Below are 24176 nucleotides of genomic sequence, written 5' to 3'. Positions count from 1 at the left end.
GGGGCGTAACTCCTGGCGGGAAGCGAGAGGGGATGGAACGGGGGACGACGTCCGCGCGCGTGTGGGGCTCGCAGCGCGTGCGGACGGGAGCGGAACAGCCGCCAAAGCTACCGGGCGCCGACGGCTAAAATCAAGGGAACGCGGGACTTCGGGCGCCCGGTCGCGTTGACGCTGCTCGGCCGGCCCGTATATCTTCCCGGGCCTCGCAGCCCGGGCCGGTCGCGCCGGGCGTCGCGGTCCGCGGCGTCGTCCGCGGCGATACCCGCCGGCCGCGGACCGCGTTCCGCCGACGGTCCCTCCCGCCCGCCGCCAGGACATGGCCGATCCCGACCGGCTCGACGAGCTAGAGCGCAAGTTCGCGGAGAACCCGCGGCGCTACTTCGCCCCGCTCGCCAACGAGTACCGGAAGTCCGGCGACCTCGCGACCGCGATCCGCATCTGTCGCGAGCAGCTGGCCAGCTATCCCGGCCACATGAGCGGGCACGTGGTGCTGGGGCAGGCGCTCTACGAGTCGCGGAAGCCGGAGGAGGCACAGCGCTCGTTCGAGCGGGCGCTGGAGCTCGACCCCGAGAACCTGATCGCGCTCCGGCACCTGGGCGACATCGCCCGCGACCGCGGCGACGGAACGGCGGCGCGCGCCTGGTACCAGCGGGTGCTGGAGGCCGACCCGCGCAACGACGACATCGCCGCGCAACTGCAGCAGCTGGCGCCGGCGGCCCAGCGCGTCGCGCCGCCCGCGCCGGCGCCCGTGACGGAGACGTACGTCGCGCCGCCGCCACCGCCGGCCCCCGCGCTGGAGCCGCTCGAGTGGTCCGCCCTCGACCTCGAGCTCCCGGGCGATGCCACGGCCGCCGAGACGCCGCACGAGACCGCGGAGCTGCCCGTGGCCGCGCCGAGCAACGAGGCGCCGCTGGCGGAGCCGCCCGCCGCGCCGGCGTCGGAGCCGGAGCGCTGGACCGGGCCGCTCGACCTCGACGACGAGCTGCTCGAGCTGCCGCCCGCGGCGTCCGCCACGCCCGAGGCCGACGCTGCCGCGGCACCCGCCGTGGACGCGGCCGTGACGAACCCGCTGCCCGAGCCGGTGGCGCTGGACCCGGTGGACTGGGCCGAGCTGCTGCCGGACGAGCTGGAGGCGGAGGTCGCCCCGACGGCGGAGGAGGAGCCGGCCACACAGCCCGACGCGGAGCCCGACGTGGAGCCCGACGCGGAGCCCGACGCGGAGCCCGAGATCGAGCCGGTGGCTGAAGCGCCTGTCGAGCCCGGGCCCGACGCCGTGGTCTCGACGATCGAGGAGGTGTGGGTGCCCGCGGCGTCCAGCCCGGTCGTCGAGGTCGAGGAGACCGTCGAGCCGGCGCCGGAGCCCGATGCCGAGGAGCCGCTCGCGGACGCGCCGGTCGCGGAGGAGCCCGCGGTCGAGGCGCCCGAGGAGGTGAAGGAGCCCGTCGCTCCCGAGCCCGCGTCGGCCGTCGAGCCGGAGCCCGAGCCGGTGCCGGTCGCGCTCGAGTTCGTGCACGACTGGAGCGATGCGGCCGAGTCCGCGAGCGAGCCGTTGCCCGTCGACGAGCCGGAGCCCGTCGTCAGCGAGGCCGGCTGGGTCGACGCACTGCCCGAGGACGCGTCGCCCGACCTGCTCGACGTCGTGGAGGCCGCGGTCGAGACGGAGGTCGAGTCGCCGCTGGCCGAGGACGCGTGGACCGAGCTGCTCGAACCGGCGGCTGAGACGGCGTCGGTGGAGCCGGTCACCGAGCCGGTCACCGAGCCGGTCACCGAGCCGGAGCCGGAGCCCACGTACGACCCGGTCGTCGGGCTCGACCTGCCGCCGATCGCGACCGACGAGCCGGAGCCGTATCCGGCCGCGAACGAGCGCCCGACGCCGGCGATCAGCATCCCCTCGGTGCCGTTCGTGACCGAGACCATGGCCGGCCTGCTCCTGAGCCAGGGACACCTCGACCAGGCGCTCGACGTCTACGTGCAGCTGGCCGCGCAGCGTCCGCAGGACGAGGCGCTGGCCGCCCGGGTGGCCGACCTGCGCGCGAGCCAGCAGCCGCGCGTCGAGGAGCCGGTCGCGGCGCCCGTCGAGACGGGGTCCACCGCGGGCGCCTTCTTCGCGGCGCTCGCGGGCGGCGCGTCGGCGGTCGCCGAGCCGCCGGCCGCGCCGCCCGCCGAGCTGCCGGCCACGGAGACGCCGGCCGCGCCCGAGGCGATCCAGACCTCGCCGCGCGGGCTGTTCGGCGGCGACGCGCACGCGGATGACGAGCGGGCCGCACGCCGGCTCGCCGACGCGTTCTCGTCGTCGGCGTCGCCCGCGACGTCGCTGGCCGACGCGCTCTTCGTGAGCCCACCGTCGCTGCCGGCCGCCGCCACGCCGCCGGCGCCCGCTCCGCCGGCCGAGGAGGCGCCGTATGGCCTCGGCGACTTCTCGTTCGAGCGGTTCTTCGAGGGGCTCGAGGAGGGCGCGCCCGCGGACGGTGCGACGCCGCCCAGCGATGCGCCCGCGCACGCGTGGAGCGATGCCGGCGCCGTCGCCGAGGTGCAGCCGGAGCCGGCGCGCCCCGCGACGCCCGCCGCGCCGATGCCCGTCGTCGACGAGACGCCCGCGCGCACGACGACCGACGACGAGGACCTCGCGCAGTTCCACGCGTGGCTGAAGGGGCTGTCGGTGTGAGGATCGCCCTCCTGAACGGCCCCAATCTGAACCTCCTCGGCACGCGCGAGCCGGCGCTGTACGGCCGCGACACGCTCGCCGACGTGGAGGCGCACCTGCAGCGCGTCGCGTCGGAGCTCGACGTCGAGGTCACGGCCGCGCAGCGCAACGGCGAGGGCGAGCTGGTGGACCTCATCCACGCGCTGCGCGGCGACGCGCACGGCGTCGTGCTGAACGCGGGCGCGTACAGCCACACGAGCCTCGCCATCCGCGACGCGCTCACCGGCGTCGCGCTCCCCTTCGTGGAGGTGCACGTGACCAACGTCTACGCGCGCGAGCCCGAGCGCCGTCACTCGATGCTCGCGTCGGCCGCGGTGGGCGTCGTGTGCGGCCTGGGCGTGATGGGTTACGAGCTCGCGCTGCGCGGGCTCGTCGCGCACCTGCGCGCACGTGAGGTCGCGTCGCGTGGCTGACGCACGGTCGTCGCGGCTCGCCGCGCTGGTCGACGCGATGCAGCACGCGCATCTCGACGCGCTGCTCGTCACCAGCCTGCCGAACGTCCGCTACCTGACCGGCTTCGGCGGCACGAGCGCGCTGCTGCTGGTCACGCATCGCGGCGACGTCGTGCTCATCACCGACTTCCGCTACCAGACGCAGGCGGCGGAGCAGGTGGGCGACCGCGCGCGCGTGGTGATCGAGGCGCAGAGCCTGTGGACCGGCCTCTGGCAGCAGCTCGCCGCGCTCGCGTACGTCGAGGTGGTCGGCTTCGAGAGCGCGCACGTGCTGCACCGCGACTTCCAGCGGCTGCTCGACGCCGGCGCGCGCTGGACGTGGCGTCCGACCGCCGATCTGGTCGAGCGCCTGCGCGAGCACAAGGACGCCGACGAGGTCGCGCGCATCCGCGAGGCGGGCGTCGTCGCGGTGACCGCGCTCGAGCGGACGCTGGCCGAGGTGCGGCCCGGGCTCACCGAGCTGGCCGTCGCGGGCATCCTCGAGCGCGCGCTGCGCGAGGCGGGGAGCGAGGGCTTCCCGTTCGAGACGATCGTCGCCAGCGGGCCGCGCGCCGCGCTCCCGCATGCGCGCGCGGCCGCGCGCGAGCTGCAGCGCGGCGACTTCCTGCTCATCGACTTCGGCGCCATCGTCGAGGGCTACTGCGCCGACGTGACCCGTACGGTCGTGCTCGGACGGGCCGACGAGCGGCAGCGCGAGGTCTACGACGTCGTGCGCGCGGCCAACGCGCTGGCCAGCGCGCAGGTGCGGGTCGGCCAGACGGGCCGGGATGCCGACGCCCTGGCGCGCGACTACATTGACGGGCGCGGCTACGGCGATGCCTTCGGGCACAGCCTCGGCCACGGAATCGGGCTGGAGGTGCACGAGGCCCCGCGGCTGGCGCGGTCGGCCGAGGCGATCCTCCCGCCCGATTCGGTCGTGACCATCGAGCCCGGGATCTACCTGCCCGGCTGGGGCGGCGTGCGCATCGAGGACGACGTGCATCTCGCTCCGACCGGCCCCGAAGTCCTGACGCACTTCACGCGGGAGCTGCTCGAGCTCTCGTGAACACTGCACGCGGGCGCGCCTCGCGGACGGCTCCGGCCTCCGCGCGGCGCGGTCGCGTTCCGCCGCTCCGGCCGCGCGCCGTCCGTCCCACCCTCCACGGTCCCATGATCGACCTCCGCTACGTCAAGAAGCTCATCGAGATGCTCGACGGCTCGTCCGTCGACTCGATCGAGATCTCCTCCGACAAGGGGATGAAGCTCCGCATCTCGAAGACGCCGCAGCAGCGGGGCACGGTGCAGATGGCGGCGCCGGTCTCGATGCCGCCGATGATGGCGCCGGTGCCGTCGGGCGTCGGGCGGCCGACGCCGTCGGAGGGCCTCTCGACCATCGTCGAGTCGCGCGACGAGGGCGCGCGCAGCGAGGCGCCGAAGGCCAAGGGGCTGGAGATCAAGTCGCCGATGGTCGGGACGTTCTACGCCTCGCCGGAGCCCGGCGCCAAGGCGTACGCGACCGTCGGCCAGCGCATCAGCAAGGGCCAGATCGTCTGCATCATCGAGGCGATGAAGATCATGAACGAGATCGAGAGCGAGTACGACGGCGTGATCACCGAGGTCCTCGCGCAGGACGCGCATCCGGTCGAGTACGGCCAGGTGCTGTTCCGCATCGATCCGAACGGCTGATCGTGTTCAAGAAAGTCCTCATCGCGAATCGCGGCGAGATCGCCCTGCGCGTCATCCGCGCCTGCCGCGAGCTGGGCGTGCAGACGGTCGCCGTCTACTCGGAGGCGGACCGCGAGAGCCTGCACGTGCGCTTCGCCGACGACGACGTGTGCATCGGTCCCGCCTCGAGCCGCGAGTCGTACCTCAACATCCCGCGCATCATCGCGGCCGCCGAGATCACCGGCGCCGACGCGATCCATCCCGGCTACGGCTTCCTGGCCGAGAACGCGGAGTTCGCGGAGACGTGCGCCGCGAGCAACATCGCCTTCATCGGCCCCACCGCGGCGCAGATCCGCGTGATGGGCGACAAGGCGGCCGCGCGCAAGGCGATGATGGACGTCGGCGTCCCCATCGTCCCCGGCACGCCGGGCCCGGTCGAGGATCCCGACGAGGCGCTCGCGTTCGCGGAGCAGATCGGCTTCCCGGTCATCATCAAGGCGGCGGCGGGCGGCGGCGGGAAGGGGATGCGCGTCGCCAACGACGTCGACGACTTCGCGCGCTCGTTCCAGCTCGCGCGCTCCGAGGCGCTGTCGGCGTTCGGCAACGGCGACGTCTACGTCGAGAAGTACCTCACGCGGCCGCGCCACGTCGAGTTCCAGATCCTCGGCGACAAGCACGGGAACGTGATCCACCTGGGAGAGCGCGACTGCTCGGTGCAGCGCCGCCACCAGAAGCTCGTCGAGGAGGCGCCGTGCCCGGTGATGACGCCGGAGCTGCGCCAGGCGATGGGCGACGCGGCGGTGAAGGGCGCGAAGGCGATCGACTACGTCGGCGCCGGCACGATCGAGATGCTGCTGAACGAGGACCGCTCGTTCTACTTCATGGAGATGAACACCCGCATCCAGGTCGAGCATCCGGTGACGGAGCAGCTCACGGGTGTGGACCTCGTGAAGGAGCAGATCCGCGTCGCGGCCGGCCTGCCGATGACGGTCACCGAGCTGCCGCCGCTGCGCGGCCACGTGATCGAGTGCCGCGTGAACGCCGAGGACCCGGTGCGCAACTTCCAGCCGTCTCCGGGGCACATCACCACGTTCCATCCGCCGGGCGGGCCGGGCGTGCGGCTCGACACGCACGTCTACGCCGGCTACTCGGTGCCCCCGTTCTACGACTCGCTCGTCGCCAAGCTCATCGTGCAGGGGAGCACGCGCGAGGAGGCGATGAAGCGCATGCAGCTGGCGCTCGAGACGTTCGTGATCGAGGGCGTCTCGACGACGATGCCGTTCCTCGCGCGCGTGATGCAGCACCCGCAGTTCCAGGCCGGCGACGTCGACACCAAGTGGCTGGAGCGCGAGTTCGACCGGCTGAAGGCGGAGGTGCTGAAGCCGGACCCGCACGCGCCCCACGGTCCGGGGCTGCGGGAGCACTGAGTGCGACTCGACGTCCTCTTCGGGGTCGGCGCGCTCACCCCGGGTGACGTCGCGGGGCGCGTGGTCGCGGTCATCGACGTGCTGCGCGCCTCGTCCACGATCGCGACGGCGCTCGCCAACGGCGCGCGCAGCATCGTGCCGCTCGAGAGCTCGGACGAGGTCGTCCTGCGGTCGCGCCAGTTCGAGCGGCGCGACGTGAAGCTGGCCGGCGAGCGCCGCATGCTCCCGATCCCCGGCTTCGACCTCGGGAACTCGCCGGGCGAGTACACGCCCGAGGCGGTCGAGGGGAAGACGATCCTGTTCGCCACCACCAACGGCACGCCCGCGCTGGTGGCGACGCAGGGCGCGCGTGACGTGATCGTGGCCTCGTACGTCAACCTCAAGGCCTCGCTCGCCTTCCTGCGGACGGCGGCCCGGGGCGGGGCCGACGTCATGATCCTCTGCGCGGGCCGGGAGCGGCACTTCGCGCTCGAGGACGCGGCCTGCGCGGGGCGCATCGTCCGTGGGCTGATGCGGCGCCGGCCGGACGTGGCGCTGAACGACGCGGCGCAGGCGTGCGTGCTGCTCGACCGCCGCTACGGCGACCGGCTCGACCTGCTGTTCGCCGACGCGGTGCACGGGCGCGCGCTGGCCGAGGCAGGCTTCTCGGCCGATCTCGACGCGTGCGCGGCGATCGACGCGCAGGAAGTGGTGCCCGTCTACTACGATCGACAGATCACGAAGCTGGGACCCGGCTGGGAGCGGTGACGCTCGGCCCGGGTCGGAGGGTCGGCGGCAGGTGAACGGCAGAGGTGCAACGTGGGCGTGAGAGCCCTGTTCGGTGCGGGGCCCGACGAGCCCGAGGTGACGACCGCCCGCGGCGCCCGCAAGCGCGCCGCGGTCGAGGTAGCGCCCGAGCCCAATCCCCGCGACCTGCTGCGCGCACAGCGGCGCGCCGCGCTCCGCGACGAGGTCGGCGCGCTGGCGTGGCTGGCGCTCGCGATCTTCCTGGGCGGCGTGCTGCTGGCCGCCGCGTGGAGCGCCATCAGCGCGGGCGACGGCACCGACGCGGTGCGCGGCCCGTTCGGCGCGATCGGCTCCCTCGTCGCGACGCCGCTGCTCACGATCCTCGGCTGGACGGGCGCGCTCTTCCTTCCGTTCGCGCCGTTCGTGCACGCGCTCCGCCGCTTCGGGCGGCTGAGCGCGCGCGACGACCGCAACTGGCTCCTCTTCCTGGGCGGCTGCGCGCTGCTCACGCCCGTGGTCGTCGCGCTGGCGCTGGGCGTCGGCCGCGACTCGAACCTCGCCGTCGGCGTGTGGGGCGGGTTCGTCGCGTTCTACGCGGTCACCGGCTTCGGCGCGTTCGGCGCCTGGCTGCTGATGGCGTTCGCGCTCTGCGCGCTGACGATCGGCACGCTCGCCTGGAACCCGGTGCGCGCGCTGCTCGCGGGGCGTCCCGCGGCGGCGGCGTCCGAAGCCGACGACACGGCGGACGTCGCCGCGATCGACGGCGAGGTCGCGCCGCGCAAGCGCCGCAGCCGCGCGGCCGCGATCGTCGAGGACATCGCGGTCGCGCTGGAGCCCGCGCCCGAGGAGATGCCCGCGCTCGATCCGGTGCTGGCGAAGCGCGCGCTCACGCCCGCCGCGCCCGAGCCCGTGGTGCCGGCCGAGGAGGCGAGGCGCGGCAAGCGCACGAAGGCCGACGCGAAGGCCGACACCGACGCGGCCGCGGTCGGGAAGCTCGTCGCGGAGATGCAGGCCGCCGACGCGGCCACGGCCGAGACGATGGCCGAGCGCCCGCCCAAGGCGATCCTGTCCGAGGCGCCGCCGCGCAACGCGGAGGTCGGGCGCAAGGAGCTCGACGCCGCCGCGCAGCGCCTCGAGGAGGTGCTGCGCACCTTCAAGATCGACGGGCGCATCACGGGCCGCACGGTCGGCCCGACGGTGACGCAGTTCGAGTACGAGCCCGCCGCGGGCGTGAAGGTGCGGCAGATCGCGTCGCTCTCCGACGACCTGGCGCTCGCGATGCGCGCGCCGAGCATCCGCATCGTCGCGCCGATCCCGGGGAAGGGCGCCGTCGGCATCGAGGTCCCGAACGCGACGCGCGAGATGGTCGTCTTCCGCGAGCTCGTCGACCACCCCGAGTTCGACCACGCCAAGGCGGCGCTCCCGATCGCGCTCGGCAAGGATCTCGAAGGGAAGCCGGTCATCGCCGACCTGGCGAAGATGCCGCACCTGCTGATCGCGGGCGCGACGGGCGCGGGCAAGTCGGTGGCCGTGAACACGATCATCACGAGCCTCATCTACCGGCACACGCCCGAGACGCTGCGCTTCCTGATGGTCGACCCGAAGATGGTCGAGCTGTCCGTGTACAACGACCTGCCGCACATGCGACACAAGGTCATCACGGACAGCAAGGACGCGGCGTCGGTGCTGAAGTGGGCGATCATGACGATGGAGGAGCGCTACGAGCTCCTCGCCGCCAACGGCTGCCGCAACCTGCAGGACTTCAACAAGCGCGTGCGCGACGGCGTGCCGCTGCTGAAGCCGCGCAACCCGGAAGTCGCGTTCGAGGACCGCACGTACACGAAGGGCGCGCTCCCGTACATCGTCGTCATCATCGACGAGATGGCGGACCTGATGATGACGGTGCAGGGTGAGGTCGAGACGCCCATCGCGCGGCTGGCGCAGAAGGCGCGCGCGATCGGCATCCACCTGATCATCGCCACGCAGCGCCCCAGCGTGAACGTCATCACGGGCCTCATCAAGGCGAACTTCCCGAGCCGCATCGCGTTCCGCGTGGCGTCGCAGATCGACAGCCGCACCATCCTCGACGGCATGGGGGCCGAGACGCTGCTGGGCAACGGCGACATGCTCTTCATCCCGCCGGGGAAGAGCGAGCCGTCGCGCCTGCAGGGCGCCTACCTCTCCAGCGAGGAGACGGAGCGCCTGATGGACTGGTACCGCGACCGGAAGAACGGCACGTCGGCGGAGGCGCGCGATCTCGCGGCCGCGATCGACGCGGCGCAGGCCGACGACGAGGAGGACATCCTCGAGATGGTGCGCAAGCGCGAGGCGCTGGCGGCCGGCCAGGACGCGGGCGACGAGGAGTCGGCCAGCGGCGAGCGCGACAAGCTGTTCTTCGACGCGGCCGAGGTGTGCATCCAGAACCAGGGCGGCTCCACGTCGCTGCTGCAGCGCCGGCTGAAGATCGGCTACGGCCGCGCTGCGCGCGTCATCGACCAGCTGCACGCGGCAGGGATCCTCGGGCCGCCGGACGGGTCCAAGCCTCGCGACGTGCTGGTCGGCATCGAGGAGCTGCCGCGGTTCGTCGGCGGCGGGAACGCCCGCGACTGAGAAGGTCAGAGCGGGACCGGCCGGGCATCAGTAGCTTCCGATCCGCGGGGCGCGACGCGTGCGCCCCGAACCCGGCGCTCGAGCGGGCGCCCCAACAGTCAGGAGTCGTCCATGTCGTCGTTCCCCCGCCGCAGCGCGCTGCTCGCCGCCGGCCTCGTCCTGCCCGTCCTCGCCGGCGCGCAGGAGCCGGCCGCGCTGCCGTTCGAGCAGGTCGCGGCGACCATCAAGCCCGGCACGTGGACCTGGACGGCCAAGCTGACCGCCAACGGCGCGCCGCAGGAGTTCGGCACGCGTACGCTGACGCTGCAGAAGGCCAAGGTCGGCACCGGCTGGCTGCTGCTCGATGCCCAGTCGAACGCGATGGTCACGATGTCCGACTCGTTGGTGCTCGCCGCGGCCGACCTGGGCGCGGTGAGCCGCTCGCTGAACATGAAGACGCCCATGGGCGACGCGAGCCTGGCGATGACCTTCACCGCGGACAGCGTGAAGGGCGCGCTCAACGCGCCGGGACAGTCGCAGACGATCGCGACCCGGAACGTCAAGGGCGCGCTGACCAACGACGGCGTCCTGCTGCTGGCGCTCGGGCGGCTGCCGCTGTCGGAGAAGTGGAGCGGCCGGGTGGAGCTGCTCAACCCGCAGTCCGGCGCGACGATGCCGCTGACGCTCGCGGTGAAGGGGAGCGAGAAGGTGACGGTGCCCGCGGGCGCGTTCGACACGTGGGTCGTCGAGAGCACGGGCGGGCCGGCGGCGCTCACGTTCTACGTCGCGAAGGGCGGCCCGGTGGTGCGGCTGGTCCAGGCCGTCCCGCAGATGGGCGGGACGATGGAGTCGGTGCTGCAGAAGCCCTGAGCCAGGGCGGTCGGCCCGGCAGTGCGAGGGGCGGCGATCCGGGAGGATCGCCGCCCCTCCTGCGTACGGGCCCGCCGGACTGCAGAATGTTCGTTCAGACGGTTGACCAATTCTGCCCCGGCTGTATCGTGTCGTCCCAGCCATACGCTTCCGGTCGCCGCCCCCCACCCGCGGTGCGCCCGAGGCACTCGACGGCGCCGGCACCGAACGTTGATCGCCGCTGCTGGCGCCTACCCACCCCGGAGGTGTGCTGATGGTCGTGCTGCGTGGAGGCCGCTGGTCCCTAAGTGCCACTGCTCTTCTGTCCCTCTCCGTCGGAGCGGTCACGCTCGGCGCGCCGGCCGCCCTGCGGGCGCAGGGCGAGGTGGGGAGCCTCACCGGACGCGTGACGGAGGCCGGGGCCGCGACGCCCGTCGCCGGTGCCAGCATCCGCGTCCTCGTGCTCACCACCCGGGCCGTCGTCGGCGGCGCGAACAGCAACGAGGACGGCCGGTACCGCGTCGGCAACCTCCAGCCGGGCACGTACGCGGTGAACGTCTCGCGCATCGGATACCGCCCGCGCACCGACACGGTGCGCGTCAGCGCGGGAGCGGCCACCACGCACGACGTCGCGATCGGCGAGGGCGCGTCGATCCTGTCGCAGGTCGTGACGACGGCGTCGCGCGGCGCCTCCGAGCGGCTGCAGGAGGTCCCGGCCTCGATCTCGGTCGTGAACACGGAGGTCATCGAGACGCGGCCCACGGTCACGGCCATCGAGCACCTGCGCGAGACGCCCGGCATCAACATCTCGACGGCGGGCATCGCGCAGTCGAACGTCGTCGCGCGCGGCTTCAACAACGCCTTCTCCGGCGCGCTGCTGACGCTGCAGGACTACAAGTTCGCGGGCGTCCCCTCGCTGCGCGTGAACGTGCCGTTCCTGGTGCCGGGCACGAACGAGGACATCGAGCGCATCGAGGTGCTCCTCGGGCCCGCGTCCGCGCTCTACGGGCCGAACAGCGCCAACGGCGTGATGCACATCATCACGAAGTCGCCGTTCAGCTCCCCGGGCACGACGATCACCGTCGACGGCGGCGAGCGCTCGATCTTCCGCGGCGCGCTGCGCCACGCGCAGCTGCTGGGCGAGAAGGCGGCGATCAAGGTGTCGGGCGAGTACTTCACGGGCCGCGACTTCGAGTTCCGCGACCAGGCGGAGCCGGCGCAGTTCGGGAATCAGGCGCCGCCGGGCCGTCGGGGCACGGCGAACGCGCGCGACTACGACGTCGAGCGGTACAGCGGCGAGGCGCGCCTGGACCTGCGCCCGACGCCGAACACCGAGGCGGTGACGACGATCGGCTACACGAACGTCGGCAACGGCGTCGAGCTGACCGGCGCGAACGGCGCGGCGCAGATCCGCAACTGGACGTACACGTCGCTGCAGCAGCGCCTGCGCTGGAACCGGCTGTTCGGGCAGATCTTCGTCAACCTGAGCGACGCCGGCAACCGCGACTCGCTCGACCTGCGCGGCACCTACCTGCTGCGCACGGGCGTGCCGATCGTCGACCAGTCGCGCGTCTTCGCCGCGCAGCTGCAGCACGGCGTCGACCTCGGCGGCGACCGCCAGCGGTTCCTGTACGGCGCGGACTACATCATGACCAACCCGCGCACGGGCCGCACGATCAACGGCAACAACGAGGACGTCGACGACGTGCGCGAGATCGGTGCGTACGTGCAGTCCACGACGCGCGTGACGTCCAAGTTCGACGTCATCGGCGCGCTGCGCGTCGACCAGAACGACCAGATCGAGGGGACGCAGGTGTCGCCCCGCGCGGCGCTCGTGTTCAAGCCGACGGAGAACCACAATCTGCGCGCGACGTACAACCGCGCGTTCCAGACGCCGGCGAACTTCTCGTTCTTCCTCGACCTGCCGCAGCAGTCGAACGTCGGCGGCCTGCCATACAACGTGCGCGCGCGCGGCAACCCGCCCAAGGAGGGGTGGCAGTACGAGCGCGGCTGCACGGGCGTCGCGACGGGCGGCATCTGCATGCGCTCGCCCTTCCTGCCGAACAACGGCGCGTTCGTGCCCGCGTCGGCGAACCTCGCCTACCAGGGCACGCTGACCGCCCTCGCGCCGCGCATCACGACCTCGCTCACGCAGGCGTTCGTCGCGCAGGGGCTGCCCCAGGCGACGGCGGCCGCGCAGGCCGCGCAGATCGTGGGCTTCCTTCGCGCGCAGTCGCCGGCCGCGGCGGACGTCGGCACCCGCATCGCGTTCATCAACGATCCGGGCACGGTGAACCGCGCGCCGTCGGAGTTCCGCGACATCAAGCCGCTCGAGGCCTCGTACAACACGACGTACGAGCTGGGCTACAAGGGCCTGCTCGGCACGCGCGCGCGGCTCGCGATCGACCTCTGGTCGCAGGAGCGCGGCGACGTCGGCACGCCCGCCGGCCTCGCGACCCCGAACGTCTTCTTCAGCGGCCAGGCGCTCGGCGCGTACATCGGCACGCGCCTCGCGACGCCGCAGGCCGCGGGCGGCGCCGGACTGCCGGCGGCGCAGGCGCAGGCGATCGCCGCGGCGCTCGCGCCGACGCTGGCGGCGGTGCCGGTCGGCCTGGTGACGTTCGCGAACGGCAACACGAACGCGGTCGACATCCTCGCGACGTACCAGACGCTCGACAAGAAGGTCAACCTCTGGGGCACGGACGTCGCCTTCGACTACCTGTTCACCGACCGCCTCTCGGCCGCGGCCACCTTCAGCCGCATCAGCGACAAGGTGTTCGAGGACGTGCGCGGCGCGGATGGTCGCGCGCTGATGCTGAACGCGCCGGACTACACCGCGTCGCTCGCGGTGCGCATGCAGGCGCCGGCCGACCGCGGCTTCGGCTGGGAGCTGCGCGGCCGCTACGCGAACGCGTTCCCGGTGAACTCGGGCGTGTACGCGTCGGGCGTCAACTTCCCGCTCCCGAACCCGACGGCGGGCGGCCCGACGAACTTCCAGTACGACGCGGTGCCGGTGAACATGCTGCTGGACGCGGGCATCAACTACCGCTTCCTCGTCAACGGCAAGCGCGTGCTCTGGTCGCTCAACGGCTCGAACGTCCTCGACAACGAGGTGCCGACGTTCGCCGGCACGGCGGCGATCGGCCGCGTGATCATGACGCGCCTGCAGTACTCGTTCTGATCGCCCACTGACGGACGACCGCGGGGCGGCGCGCCGATGCCGGCGCGCCGCCCCGCGGTCGCATCGCCCACCCGCCTCCCACCGTGCACCCGATCCTCGACCCGTCGCGCCGGCCGGTGGTGGCGCACCGCGGCAACCGCGCGCACGCGCCCGAGAACACGCTCGAAGCGTTCGCGCAGGCCGTCGCGCTCGGCGTCGACGCGCTGGAGTTCGACGTGCACCTGGCGTCGGACGGCGTTCCGGTCGTGCACCACGACCCGACGCTCGACCGCACGACGGCGCTCTCGGGCCGCCTCGCAACGCGCACCTCGCGGGAGCTGGCCGCGTGCGACGCGGGCTGCCGCTTCACCACGGACGGCGGCCGCACCTTCCCGTATCGCGAGCGCGGCATCGGCGTCCCGACCCTCGACGAGCTGCTCGGGCGCTTCCCGGACATGCCGGTGCTGATCGAGATCAAGGTGCCGTCGGCGGCACCGGCGGTCCGCGCAGTGCTCGAGCGCCACGGCGCACAGGCGCGCGCGGTCGTCGACGCGTTCGACGGCGCCGCGCTCGCGCCCTTCCGCGACTCCGGGATCGCGATCGGGAGCAGCCGGGGGGACGTGGCGCGTCTGCTGGCGACGACGGCGGGGCTGCGGCCGCGCGCCGTGCCGTATCGCGCCGTGTGCGTGCCGCTGGGCTACTACGGCCTCCCGCTGCCCGTCGCGCGCTTCGCGGCGGCCCTTCGCCCGCTCGCCGTGCCCGTCCACGTCTGGACGGTGAACGACCCCGCGGTCGCGCTCCGGCTCTGGCGCTCGGGGATCGCGGGGATCATCAGCGACGATCCCGCGGCCATGCTCGCCGCGCGCGCCACGCTCTGAGCCTCGCGGCGTCCGGTGCCGGCCTGCGTCGCGGCGGCACGGTAGGCGGACCGCGCGGCGGTATCGTGGGCCCATGTCGACCGCGCCCCGTCCATCCGCCGCTCGCCGCGAGCCCGGCCGCGAGCCCGGCCGCAAGTCCGACCGCCGGCAGGCCGTCGGGGTGCTCGGGGAGCGGGTGGCCGCGCGGTGGCTGGAGCGGGGCGGCTGGGAGATCCTGGCGCGCCGCTTCCGGTCGGGGCACCGCGACCTGGACCTGGTGGCACGCCTCGGGACGCTGGTCGCGTTCGTGGAGGTGAAGGCGCGGCGCGGGCTCGCGTTCGGCGACCCGATCGAGGCGGTCCGGTGGCGGAAGCAGCGCGAGCTGGTCCGGAGCGCCAACGTCTGGATCGACCGGCACGGACGGGCCGGGGACGCGTACCGATTCGACGTCGTCGGGGTAGTCCTCCCGCCGGCGCAAGCGGGGGCGGGCGAGGGGCCGGCGGTGCGCGTCCGGCACGTCGCGGACGCCTTCCAGGTGCCATCCCGTGCTTGATCTCGGGGCGCAATCTTCGTAATTTGTTCGGGTTCTTCGGGGTGCCGATTTCCGTCGCCGGCCATGGGCCGCTCGGCGTACATTGCCCCCGGTGGCCACAGCGTTTTCACGACATCAAAAGGGTGGGCGAGAGTATGGCGACGACGGTGAGCACGGACGACAAGAAGAAGGCGCTGAACCTGGCCATCGCGCAGATCGAGAAGAACTGCGGGAAGGGGTCCATCATGCGCCTCGGGAACGACACCAAGGTGAAGGTGGCGTCGATCCCGACGGGCGCGATCAACCTCGATGCCGCGGTCGGCATCGGCGGCATCCCGAAGGGCCGCATCACCGAGATCTACGGGCCGGAGTCGTCGGGTAAGACGACGCTCTGTCTCCACGTCGTCGCCAACGCGCAGAAGCAGGGTGGCGTGGCGGCGTACATCGATGCCGAGCATGCGCTCGACACCGAGTATGCGCGCAAGCTGGGCGTGGACGTCGAGGCGCTGCTGATCTCGCAGCCCGACACGGGTGAGCAGGCGCTCGAGATCTGCGACATCCTGGTGCGCTCGGGCGCGGTGGACGTCGTGGTGGTCGACTCGGTGGCGGCGCTCGTGCCGAAGGCCGAGATCGAGGGCGACATGGGCGACAGCCACGTCGGCCTGCAGGCGCGCCTCATGAGCCAGGCGCTCCGCAAGCTGACCGGCGCGATCGCGCGCTCGAACACGGCGGTGATCTTCATCAACCAGCTGCGTGAGAAGATCGGCGTCATGTTCGGCAACCCGGAGACGACGACGGGCGGCAAGGCGCTGAAGTTCTACGCCTCGGTCCGTCTCGACATCCGCCGCATCGGCCCGGTGAAGGACAAGGAGGACGTGGTGGGCTCGCACGTCCGCGTGAAGGTGGTGAAGAACAAGGTCGCGCCGCCGTTCAAGCAGGCCGAGTTCGACATCATGTACGCGGAGGGCATCAGCCACGCGTCGCTCGTGCTCGACATCGCCAGCGAGGCGGCGATCATCGAGAAGTCGGGTGCCTGGTACAGCTACCAGGGCCAGCGCATCGGCCAGGGCCGCGAGAACGCCAAGATGTTCCTGAAGGACAACCCCGCGCTGATGGCCGAGGTCGAGGTCAAGGTGAAGGGCGTGCTCGGGATCGGCGCCGAGGGGCAGGACGCCGAGGGCGCCGAGGACTGAGCTCGGAGCGGGGCGACGGGTCTGCCGTCGCCCCGGCAGTACGCGGAAGTGCACGATCAGCGTCGCCGAATGGGGCGGGCTGGGGCGGCGGAGCCCGGAATCTCCGACGACCCGCCGACCCACTCGGCGACGCGTGCTTTGGGGGTGTGGAGAAACGAGGAGCGGTCGGATGAGAGCGAGGAGACCGGTCGGGACCACCGAGGAGCGGCCGCCGATCGTCGGCGTGGTGACGGCGATCGCCGCGGCGTCGCGACGGCCGGGGCGGTTCGACGTGGCGGTGGACGGCAAGCCGGCAGCGGTCGTGTCGGTGGAGATCGTGGAGCGGCTGTCGCTGCGGGTCGGGAGCGTGCTGGACGAGCCCGCGGGGCGGCGTCTCGCGGACGCGGCGGCCGAGCTGGCGACCTATGACCGCGCGATCGGGCTGCTGGCGGTCCAGGGACGCTCGGCCAAGGAGCTGGGGCGGAAGCTGAAGCAGCGCGGGGAGCCCGAGGCGTACGTGGCATCCGCGCTGGCGCGCCTGAGCGATGCGGGGCTCATCGACGACGCGTCGTACGCGCGGCAGGTGGCGCGGTCGCGCGTGAGCGGTCGCGGCGACTCCCGCCGCCGCGTGTCGCAGGTCCTGGCGCAGAAGGGCGTCGCGCGCGACGTCGTCGACGAGGCCGTGGCGGAGGTGTTCGCCGACGAATCGGTGGACGAGGAGGCGCTGGCCGAAGCGTCCGCCCGCAAGAAGCTGCGGAGCCTCGGCGCCGAGGACGCGGCGACGCGCCGCCGACGGCTGTACGGCTACCTCGCGCGCCGCGGCCACGACTCCGACGTCATCCGTCGCGTGATGGCGCGCGTGCTGGATGCGGCTGCGGACGACGAGGCGGCCTTCGACGATCTCGAGGCCGACGTCGAGGACTGACGCCGAGGCCTGCCGCTCCGCTCGTGTAGCTGAGCGGAGGTGGGTAGGAGCTTGCTGGTGGAGTGGGGGTGGCCCTGTATGTACAGGGGATGATTCCCTTTGGGGAACATTCCCTCGTTGATCGCCTCACGCCCGGCCATTGGGAGCCGGCCTGGCCTGCCTGCACGTGCCGCCAGACCGCGACGCGGTCCGGCCCGGTTGCGGAACGGCGCTTGCGGCGTGCGCCGGCGTCCCTTCGAGGAGCCCTCTCGTGGCCGAGCGACAGGTGCGGGCCCGCGATCCTCACGTCGACGACCTTCCGCCGGTCGAGCGGCCGCCCCGAACGGGCGACAGCCGGATCGAGCGGATGGCGGTCGAGCGCGTCCGGGCGTCCGTGGCGGCGATGCCCGCCTCGCTCGTCGTGCAGCTCGCCCTCTGGCCCGACGAGCTGGCCCGCTGGGCACGGGCCGAGCGTGTGGCCGAGTCGGTCGTGTACAACCTGCTGGCGCGGCGGAAGCCGTACGTGCGGATCCGCGAACGGCTCGCGGCGCACCTCGGCGTGCCCACGGGTCACCTGGCGATGCTGGTGGACGGGGCGCCGGCGGACACCGACGCCAGCGGCGCCCCGGAGCCGACGGCCGACGGCGCGCCCGGATGGCGCCGCCGCACGGGCACGAACCCGCTGGAGCTGCGCGCGGTCGCCCGCGTCGAGCGCGAGGTCGCGGCGATGCCGGCGGCCACCGTCGTCGGGCTGGCGATGTGGCCCGAGACGCTGACCGAGTGGGCGCGGCTGCGCGGGCTCCAGCCTTCGGCGGTCTGGGCGACGCTCGCGGGGACGCCGAGCGAGCACGTGGCGACCGCGCTGGCGCGCCGGCTGGACGTGTCCGTGCGCGAGGTGCTGGCGCTGATCGAGGCGGAGCGCCGGCCCGCGGGCGCAGGGAGCCTGCTGGAGGTCGCGCGGCCGGCAGCGGAGCTCGCGACGACGACAGTCCCGGTGGTCGATGAGCCGCGCGCGCCCGAACCGACAGCCGCCGCTGCGCCGCCGGCGCCCGCCGTCCCGCGGAGCACCGCGCCCCGCGATCAGCTCTCGCTCGGCCTCTGACGCGGCGCGCTCCGCCGAAGCTGCGTGCTGGCGCGTGCTTGAGCGCGCTCCCCGGCGGCCGTTACACTTCTCCGGATGCGCGCCTCCGAGATCCGTACCCGCTTCCTGCAGTTCTTCGAGCGACAGGGCCACGTCATCCGCCCGTCGTCCTCGCTCGTCCCCGGCGACGACCCGACCCTGCTGTTCACGAACGCAGGGATGGTCCCGTTCAAGAAGGTGTTCCTCGGGATGGAGGAGCCGCCCGAGGGCCGCCGCCGGGCCACGACGTCGCAGAAGTGCGTGCGCGCGGGCGGCAAGCACAACGACCTCGAACAGGTGGGGCACACCGCACGGCACCACACCTTCTTCGAGATGCTCGGCAACTTCTCGTTCGGCGACTACTTCAAGGCCGACGCGATCCGCTTCGCGTGGGCCTTCGTCACCGAGGAGCTGCAGATCCCGCGCGAGCACCTGCGCGTCTCGGTCTTCCACGAGGACGACGAAGCGCGGCAGCTGTGGCGCGAGATCGCGGGCGTGCCGGAGTCGCGCATCTACGGGCTGGGCGCGAAGGACAACTTCTGGCAGATGGCGGACACCGGCCCGTGCGGCCCGTGCACCGAGATCTACGTCGACCTCGCGCACCTGGCGAAGGACTATCGCTTCCCCGAGGGCGCGAACGGCGAGTGGACCGAGCGTGATCGCACCGACTTCTCGACGGACGCGTTCGTCGAGGGGGCGGAGGCGGGCCGGTTCCTCGAGATCTGGAACCTCGTCTTCATGCAGTACGACCGGCAGCCGGACGGCACGCTCGTGCCGCTGCCGAAGCCGTCGGTCGACACGGGCGCGGGCCTGGAGCGCATCGCGGCCGTGCTGCAGGGCGTCTCGAACAACTTCCACACCGACGTCTTCGCGCCGCTGATCGCGAAGGTGGAGTCGATCGTCGGCGCGGGCTACCGCGGCCGGGAGACGGACGCGGTGGTGAACGGCAACGACCCCGCGTCGTACCGCGTGCTCGCGGATCACGCGCGCGCGGTCGCGTTCCTGCTCGCGGACGGCGTCTTCCCGTCGAACGAGGGGCGCGGCTACGTGCTGCGCCGCATCCTCCGCCGCGCGGTGCGCCACGCGTACCTGCTGGGCCGCACCAAGGAGCCGACGCTGCACCTCGCGGTGCAGACGGTGATCGACACGATGGGCGACGCGTATCCCGAGCTCGGGCAGCGCGCGCAGCACATCGTCACCACGACGCGCGCGGAGGAAGAGCGCTTCCTGGCGACGATCGAGGGTGGCATGGCGCGCTTCGACGAGCTCGCGCCGGTGCGCTCGACGCAGGGCTCGTCCGCGCTGCGCGGCGAGATCAGCGGCGAGGACGCGTTCCGCCTGTACGACACCTACGGCTTCCCGATCGACCTCACGGAGCTGATGGCGCGCGAGCGCGGGTACCGCGTGGACATCGTCGGCTTCGAGGCGTCGCTGGAGCGCCAGCGCACGCAGTCGCAGGAGGAGCGCAAGTCGCGCAACCTCGGCGTCGCGGCGGACGCGCTGGGCGACCTCGCGAGCTGGGAGCGGCCGTCGCCCGACGAGGAGCTGGGTCGCGCGGGCGCGTTCGTCGGCTACGACGCGACGAGCGTGCAGTCGCGCGTGGCGGCGGTGCGCCGGCTGGACGGCGGGCGCGTGGCGGTGCTGCTGGAGGAGACGCCCTTCTACGCCGAGAGCGGCGGCCAGGTCTCCGACCAGGGCGAGATCGTCGGCGAGGGGTGGCGCGTCGACGTCGACGAGGTGCGCAAGATCGACGGGCGCGTCGCCGCGGTGGGCACGCTGCACGGCACGCTGCAGTTCGGCCGCGCGGAGGCGCGCGTGCCGGGCGATCGGCGTCGCGACACGGAGCGCAACCACACGGCCACGCACCTGCTGCACGCGGCGCTGCGCCACGTGCTCGGTGAGCACGTGCACCAGGCGGGCTCCGTCGTCGAGCCGGACCGCCTGCGCTTCGACTTCACGCACCACGGCCCCATCCGCCCCGAGCAGCTCGAGGAGATCGAGGCGATGGTGAACCGCGGCATCTGGGCCGCGCAGCCGGTGCGCACGACGCAGCAGTCGTATCAGGAGGCGGTCGCGGGCGGCGCGATGGCGCTCTTCGGCGAGAAGTATGGCGACGTCGTGCGCGTGGTCGAGATCCCCGGGCTGTCGACGGAGCTGTGCGGCGGCACTCACGTGCGCAACACGTCCGAGATCGGCCTGTTCCGGATCGTGCAGGAGACCGGCGTGGCGGCGGGCGTCCGGCGCGTGCTCGCGCTCACGGGTCCCAAGGCGTACGAGTTCCTGCGCGATCGCGAGCGCGGCCTGGAGCGCGTCGCCGAGATCGTGAAGGCGCCGGCGGATCAGGTGGTGCGCCGCGTGCAGGCGCTCGTCGACGAGCGCCGCCAGCTGGAGAAGCGCATCGAGGAGGCGCGCAAGGGCGGCGGCGCCAACCAGGTGCAGACGCTCGCCGCGGCGGCACAGCCGCTCGGCAACGCGCGCCTGGTGGCGAGCGAGGTGGACGTCGCCGACGTGAAGGCGCTGCAGGCGCTCGGCGACGCGCTGCGCGAGCAGCTCCCCGCGATCGTGGCGGTGCTCGGCGCACGACTGGAGGACGGGAAGACGACGATGCTCGCGGTCGTCGGCGACGAGCTGCGCGACCGCGGCGTGCGCGCGGACGAGGTGGTGCGCCTCGTCGCCGCCGTGGCGGGCGGGAAGGGCGGCGGCAAGCCGCACATGGCGCAGGCGGGCATCCCCGACGCGTCGAAGCTCGCCGAGGCGCTCGCGCAGGCGCCCACGCTGGTCGGGCCGCTGGTGGGCGCGGCGTGACGTCCGACTTCGCGGCGTGGGTGTCCGAGCGGGCGCCCACGCCGCCCCCACTGCTCACGTCGCGCATCGCGGCGCTGTACGACGGGGCGCCGCCCGACGATCGCGCGGCCGTGAGCGCCGAGCAGTGCGTGGACGCGGCGGCGCGCGCGGTGGGCGCGCTGCTCACCGACGGCGCGACGTCGCGCGCGACCGCGCTCGACCTGCTGGCCGCCGACGCGCTGGCCACCTACGCGTTCGAGCTCGCGAGCGAGCGCCCGCAAGAGCTGGCGGCGCTCGCCGACGCGGCCATGCGGCGCTTCGCCGCGCTCGCCGGGCCCGACGCCGCGCGCTGAATCCCCTGGAGACACGACCGATGAGCGAGACGAGGGCGGCCGGCCATGCGCCGGTGGCCGCGAGCGACGTGCGCACCGCGCTGCGGGAGCTGGCCGAGACGGCCACGCGCACGGCCGACACGCTGGCCGACCACGTGGCGCGCGCGGCGACGATCGTGCGCGACACCGTGCGCGCGGGCGGCACGCTGTTCTTCTGCGGGAACGGCGGCAGCGCCGCCGACGCGCAGCACATGGCGACCGAGTACGTCGTCCGCTACCGGCGCAACCGCCGCGCGTATCCCGCGGTCGCCCTGACGACCGACACGTCGCTGCTCACCGCGGCGGGCAACGACTTCGGCTTCGACCACGTGTTCTCGCGCCAGGTCGAGGCGCTGTGCCGCCCGGGCGACCTGCTCATCATCCACTCGACCAGCGGCAACTCGCCGAACGTGCTGGAGGCGGCGAAGGCCGCGCGCGCGAAGGGCGTCGCGGTGCTCGCGCTCAGCGCACGCGACGGCGGACCGCTGCGCGCGCTCGCGGACCACAACGTGATCGTCCCGACCGACCGCACCGACCGCGCGCAGGAGCTGCACCTCTGCATCCAGCACCTGATCTGCGACCTCGTGGAGCAGGAGCTGTGAGCCCGCTGCTCGGGCTGCGCGGGAAGCGCGCCGTCGTCAGCGGCGGCTCGCGCGGCATCGGCGCGGCGACGGTGCGGCTGCTCGCATGTGCGGGCGCCGACGTCGTGGTGGGCTACCGGTCGCGTCGTGAGGAGGCCGACGCGGTGGTCGCGGAGGCGCGCAGCGCCGGCGTGAAGGCCGTGGCGCACGCTGCCGACCTCACGTCGTCCGAGGGCGCCGAGTCGCTCGTGCAGGCGGCCGTCAGCGCGTTCGGCGGCGTGGACGTCGTGGTCGTGAACCACGGCGTGTGGCCCGTCGAGGAGGTGCCGGTGGCCGACATGGACGACGCGCGCTGGCGGCACACGCTCCTGCAGAACGTCGACTCGATGTTCTGGCTGTCGCGCGCGGCGGCGCGCGCGCTGGCGCCGGATGGGCGGCTGGTGATGGTGTCGAGCACCGCCGGCCAGCGCGGCGAGGCGATGCACGCGGACTACGCAGCCACCAAGGGCGCGATGATCTCGTTCGTGAAGTCGATGGCCGTGGAGCTCGCGCCGCGTGGCATCACCGTGAACAGCGTGGCGCCGGGCTGGGTCGATACGGAGATGACCGACAGCGCGATGCGCGAGGGCGGACGCGAGCGCATCGCCGCCAACATCCCGATCGGCCGCGTCGCGACGGCCGAGGACATCGCGGGGCCGATCCTCTTCCTCTGCTCCCCGCTCGCGCGGCACGTCACCGGCGAGATCCTCAACGTGAACGGCGGGAGCGTCCTGTGCGGGTGACGCGCCCGCTGGTGGCCGCGCTGTTCACGGGCGGCACGATCTCGATGAGGATGGACGCGCACGAGGGCGGCGCCGTGCCGTCGCTCAGCGCCGACGAGATCCTCGGCGCCGCGCGCGGGATCGACGAGATCGCCGAGGTGCGCGCGGAGCAGTGGGGCCGCTATCCGGGGCCGCACATGACCGTGGAGCGGCAGTGGGCGCTGCGCGCGCGCGTGCTCGAGGTGCTCGCGGAGCCCGCGGTCGCCGGCGTCGTCATCACGCACGGCACCGACACCCTCGAGGAGACCGCGTACCTGATCGCACGCTCGGTCGCGAGCGACAAGCCCGTCGTCTTCACGGGCGCGATGCGCGCCGCGAGCGACCTGGGCTACGACGGGCCGCAGAACCTCATCGACTCGGTGCGCGTCGCGGCGAGCGAGGAGGCCCGCTGCGTCGGCACGATGGTCGTGATGGGCGGGCGGGTGTTCGCGGGGCTCGAGGACACGAAGTCGCACACGCACCAGCTGGACGCGTTCGAGGCGCCGGGGCTCGGGCCGATCGGTGTCGTGGACGAGGACCGCGTGATCTTCCGGCGGCGGGTGGTCGGCACGCCCGCGGTGCTCGCGCCCGACGCGCCGGCGACGCCGGTGGACATCATCGCCACGTGGGCCGGCTGCGACTCGCGGCTGCTGGACGCCTCGCTGGCGAGCGGCGCGCGCGGCGTCGTCGTGGCGGCGATGGGCCGCGGGAACGTCCCGCCCGAGGTCGTGCCGGGGATCGAGCGGTGGGTCGCGGCGGGGCGGCCGGTCGTCATCGCCTCGCGCGCGGGCCGCGGCCGCGTGGGGCGCACCTACGCGTATCCGGGCGGGGGGCGGAAGCTGTCCGAGCTGGGCGCGCTGTTCGCCGGCTCGCGCCGCCCCGCGCAGGCCCGCATCGACCTGATGCTGGGCCTCGGCGCGGGGCTGAGCGTCGAGGAGCTACGCGTCCTGTTCGACGGCTGAGGCGCGCGGGTCGTCGGCGGTGGCGAGCTCCCACCGCGCGAAGCAGCGCCACCCCAGCTCGTCGGCCGCGCGCGACTGGTCCGGCGTCCCCCACGCGGTCATCCAGCCCTCCTGCTCGGCCGCCCACCGGCAGTCCCAGCGAAAGCGCCAGCTCCGCCGCCCGTCGGCCGCGTGGACGTCGATGCCGCCGCGGAAGTCGGCGCAGCCGGACCACGCGTCCACCTGCACCCGCGCGATGCGCAGCCCCGGCTCCGCGTGCAGCAGGTGCGCGAGCAGGCGCAGGACCTTGATGCGCGGGGACGGACGGTGCAGCTCCACGCGCGTGGCGGGCCGGCCCTCCGCGTACGCCAGCACGTCGTCGCGGAACGCCGGCTCGGCGCTCGAGGCGGCGAGCAGCGCGTCGAGCTCCTCGCGAAAGTGGTACGGCAGCATGCTCCGAATCTAGCCGCGCGGCGCCCGGCGGTCGCGTTCGGGCATTGTTCACGCCCGGGGTGCCCGGTAACGTCCCGCCACCTCGATGGCCGCATCCGCGGCCGCTTCCC

General features: G+C 73.4%; 20 protein-coding genes. 19 read left to right on the top strand and 1 reads right to left on the bottom strand.

Annotated elements, in window-relative coordinates:
- Positions 1–316 precede the first annotated feature (316 nt).
- From rosag_RS20100 to rosag_RS20010, 19 genes are all read left to right on the top strand, one after another.
- Positions 317–2665: a tetratricopeptide repeat protein gene (locus rosag_RS20100; protein ID WP_284351961.1), complete on the top strand. Its 2349-nt coding sequence runs from the start codon at positions 317–319 to the stop codon at positions 2663–2665.
- Positions 2662–3117 (top strand): type II 3-dehydroquinate dehydratase, encoded by a 456-nt coding sequence (aroQ, locus tag rosag_RS20095; protein WP_284351960.1) that lies wholly within the window; start codon positions 2662–2664, stop codon positions 3115–3117. The genes rosag_RS20100 and aroQ overlap by 4 nt, the downstream gene beginning before the upstream one ends.
- A complete protein-coding gene (locus rosag_RS20090) occupies positions 3110–4201 on the top strand; it encodes a M24 family metallopeptidase (protein ID WP_284351959.1) in 1092 nt (363 codons plus the stop codon). The genes aroQ and rosag_RS20090 overlap by 8 nt, the downstream gene beginning before the upstream one ends.
- 104 nt (positions 4202–4305) lie before the next feature.
- Positions 4306–4821 carry an acetyl-CoA carboxylase biotin carboxyl carrier protein gene (gene accB / locus rosag_RS20085; protein WP_284351958.1) on the top strand — a complete coding sequence of 172 codons (516 nt, stop codon included), beginning with the start codon at positions 4306–4308 and terminating at the stop codon, positions 4819–4821.
- Between the two features lie 2 nt (positions 4822–4823).
- Positions 4824–6227 (top strand): acetyl-CoA carboxylase biotin carboxylase subunit, encoded by a 1404-nt coding sequence (accC, locus tag rosag_RS20080; RefSeq protein ID WP_284351957.1) that lies wholly within the window; start codon positions 4824–4826, stop codon positions 6225–6227.
- Complete coding sequence (locus tag rosag_RS20075; protein ID WP_284351956.1) at positions 6228–6974, top strand: 2-phosphosulfolactate phosphatase; 747 nt, start codon at positions 6228–6230, stop codon at positions 6972–6974.
- Between the two features lie 57 nt (positions 6975–7031).
- Complete coding sequence (locus rosag_RS20070) at positions 7032–9563, top strand: FtsK/SpoIIIE family DNA translocase (protein ID WP_284351955.1); 2532 nt, start codon at positions 7032–7034, stop codon at positions 9561–9563.
- A gap of 111 nt (positions 9564–9674) precedes the next feature.
- Positions 9675–10412: a DUF3108 domain-containing protein gene (locus rosag_RS20065; protein WP_284351954.1), complete on the top strand. Its 738-nt coding sequence runs from the start codon at positions 9675–9677 to the stop codon at positions 10410–10412.
- A gap of 253 nt (positions 10413–10665) precedes the next feature.
- Complete coding sequence (locus rosag_RS20060) at positions 10666–13572, top strand: TonB-dependent receptor (RefSeq protein WP_284351953.1); 2907 nt, start codon at positions 10666–10668, stop codon at positions 13570–13572.
- Positions 13573–13655: 83 nt separating this feature from the next.
- Positions 13656–14429: a glycerophosphodiester phosphodiesterase family protein gene (locus tag rosag_RS20055; RefSeq protein WP_284351952.1), complete on the top strand. Its 774-nt coding sequence runs from the start codon at positions 13656–13658 to the stop codon at positions 14427–14429.
- Positions 14430–14502: 73 nt separating this feature from the next.
- The gene (locus rosag_RS20050) at positions 14503–14961 is read left to right on the top strand and encodes a YraN family protein (protein ID WP_284351951.1); all 459 of its coding nucleotides are present in this window, start codon (positions 14503–14505) and stop codon (positions 14959–14961) included.
- 134 nt (positions 14962–15095) lie between these two features.
- The gene (recA, locus tag rosag_RS20045) at positions 15096–16133 is read left to right on the top strand and encodes a recombinase RecA (RefSeq protein WP_345784867.1); all 1038 of its coding nucleotides are present in this window, start codon (positions 15096–15098) and stop codon (positions 16131–16133) included.
- A 169-nt stretch (positions 16134–16302) separates the two neighbouring features.
- The gene (locus rosag_RS20040) at positions 16303–17037 is read left to right on the top strand and encodes a regulatory protein RecX (protein ID WP_284351949.1); all 735 of its coding nucleotides are present in this window, start codon (positions 16303–16305) and stop codon (positions 17035–17037) included.
- A gap of 382 nt (positions 17038–17419) precedes the next feature.
- Positions 17420–18118 (top strand): hypothetical protein, encoded by a 699-nt coding sequence (locus tag rosag_RS20035; protein WP_284351948.1) that lies wholly within the window; start codon positions 17420–17422, stop codon positions 18116–18118.
- Between the two features lie 75 nt (positions 18119–18193).
- Positions 18194–20941: an alanine--tRNA ligase gene (alaS, locus tag rosag_RS20030; protein WP_284351947.1), complete on the top strand. Its 2748-nt coding sequence runs from the start codon at positions 18194–18196 to the stop codon at positions 20939–20941.
- Entirely contained in the window at positions 20938–21273 is a 336-nt protein-coding gene (locus tag rosag_RS20025) for a hypothetical protein (protein WP_284351946.1), read from the top strand. Before alaS ends, rosag_RS20025 begins: the two co-directional genes overlap by 4 nt.
- A 20-nt stretch (positions 21274–21293) precedes the next feature.
- Positions 21294–21893 carry a D-sedoheptulose-7-phosphate isomerase gene (locus rosag_RS20020; RefSeq protein ID WP_284351945.1) on the top strand — a complete coding sequence of 200 codons (600 nt, stop codon included), beginning with the start codon at positions 21294–21296 and terminating at the stop codon, positions 21891–21893.
- Entirely contained in the window at positions 21890–22654 is a 765-nt protein-coding gene (locus rosag_RS20015) for an SDR family NAD(P)-dependent oxidoreductase (RefSeq protein WP_284351944.1), read from the top strand. The genes rosag_RS20020 and rosag_RS20015 overlap by 4 nt, the downstream gene beginning before the upstream one ends.
- Positions 22651–23634, top strand: a complete 984-nt coding sequence (locus tag rosag_RS20010; protein ID WP_284351943.1) for an asparaginase — start codon at positions 22651–22653, stop codon at positions 23632–23634. Before rosag_RS20015 ends, rosag_RS20010 begins: the two co-directional genes overlap by 4 nt.
- On the opposite strand, the gene rosag_RS20005 is transcribed toward rosag_RS20010, so the two are convergent.
- Entirely contained in the window at positions 23611–24066 is a 456-nt protein-coding gene (locus rosag_RS20005; protein WP_284351942.1) for a hypothetical protein, read from the bottom strand. The genes rosag_RS20010 and rosag_RS20005 overlap by 24 nt on opposite strands.
- Positions 24067–24176 lie beyond the last annotated feature (110 nt).

This window comes from Roseisolibacter agri, assembly GCF_030159095.1.
In the GTDB taxonomy this organism is placed as follows: Bacteria; Gemmatimonadota; Gemmatimonadetes; order Gemmatimonadales; family Gemmatimonadaceae; genus Roseisolibacter; species Roseisolibacter agri.
The sequence above is the reverse complement of the archived record's forward strand: the minus strand, read 5'-3'. Positions and strand labels throughout refer to the sequence as shown.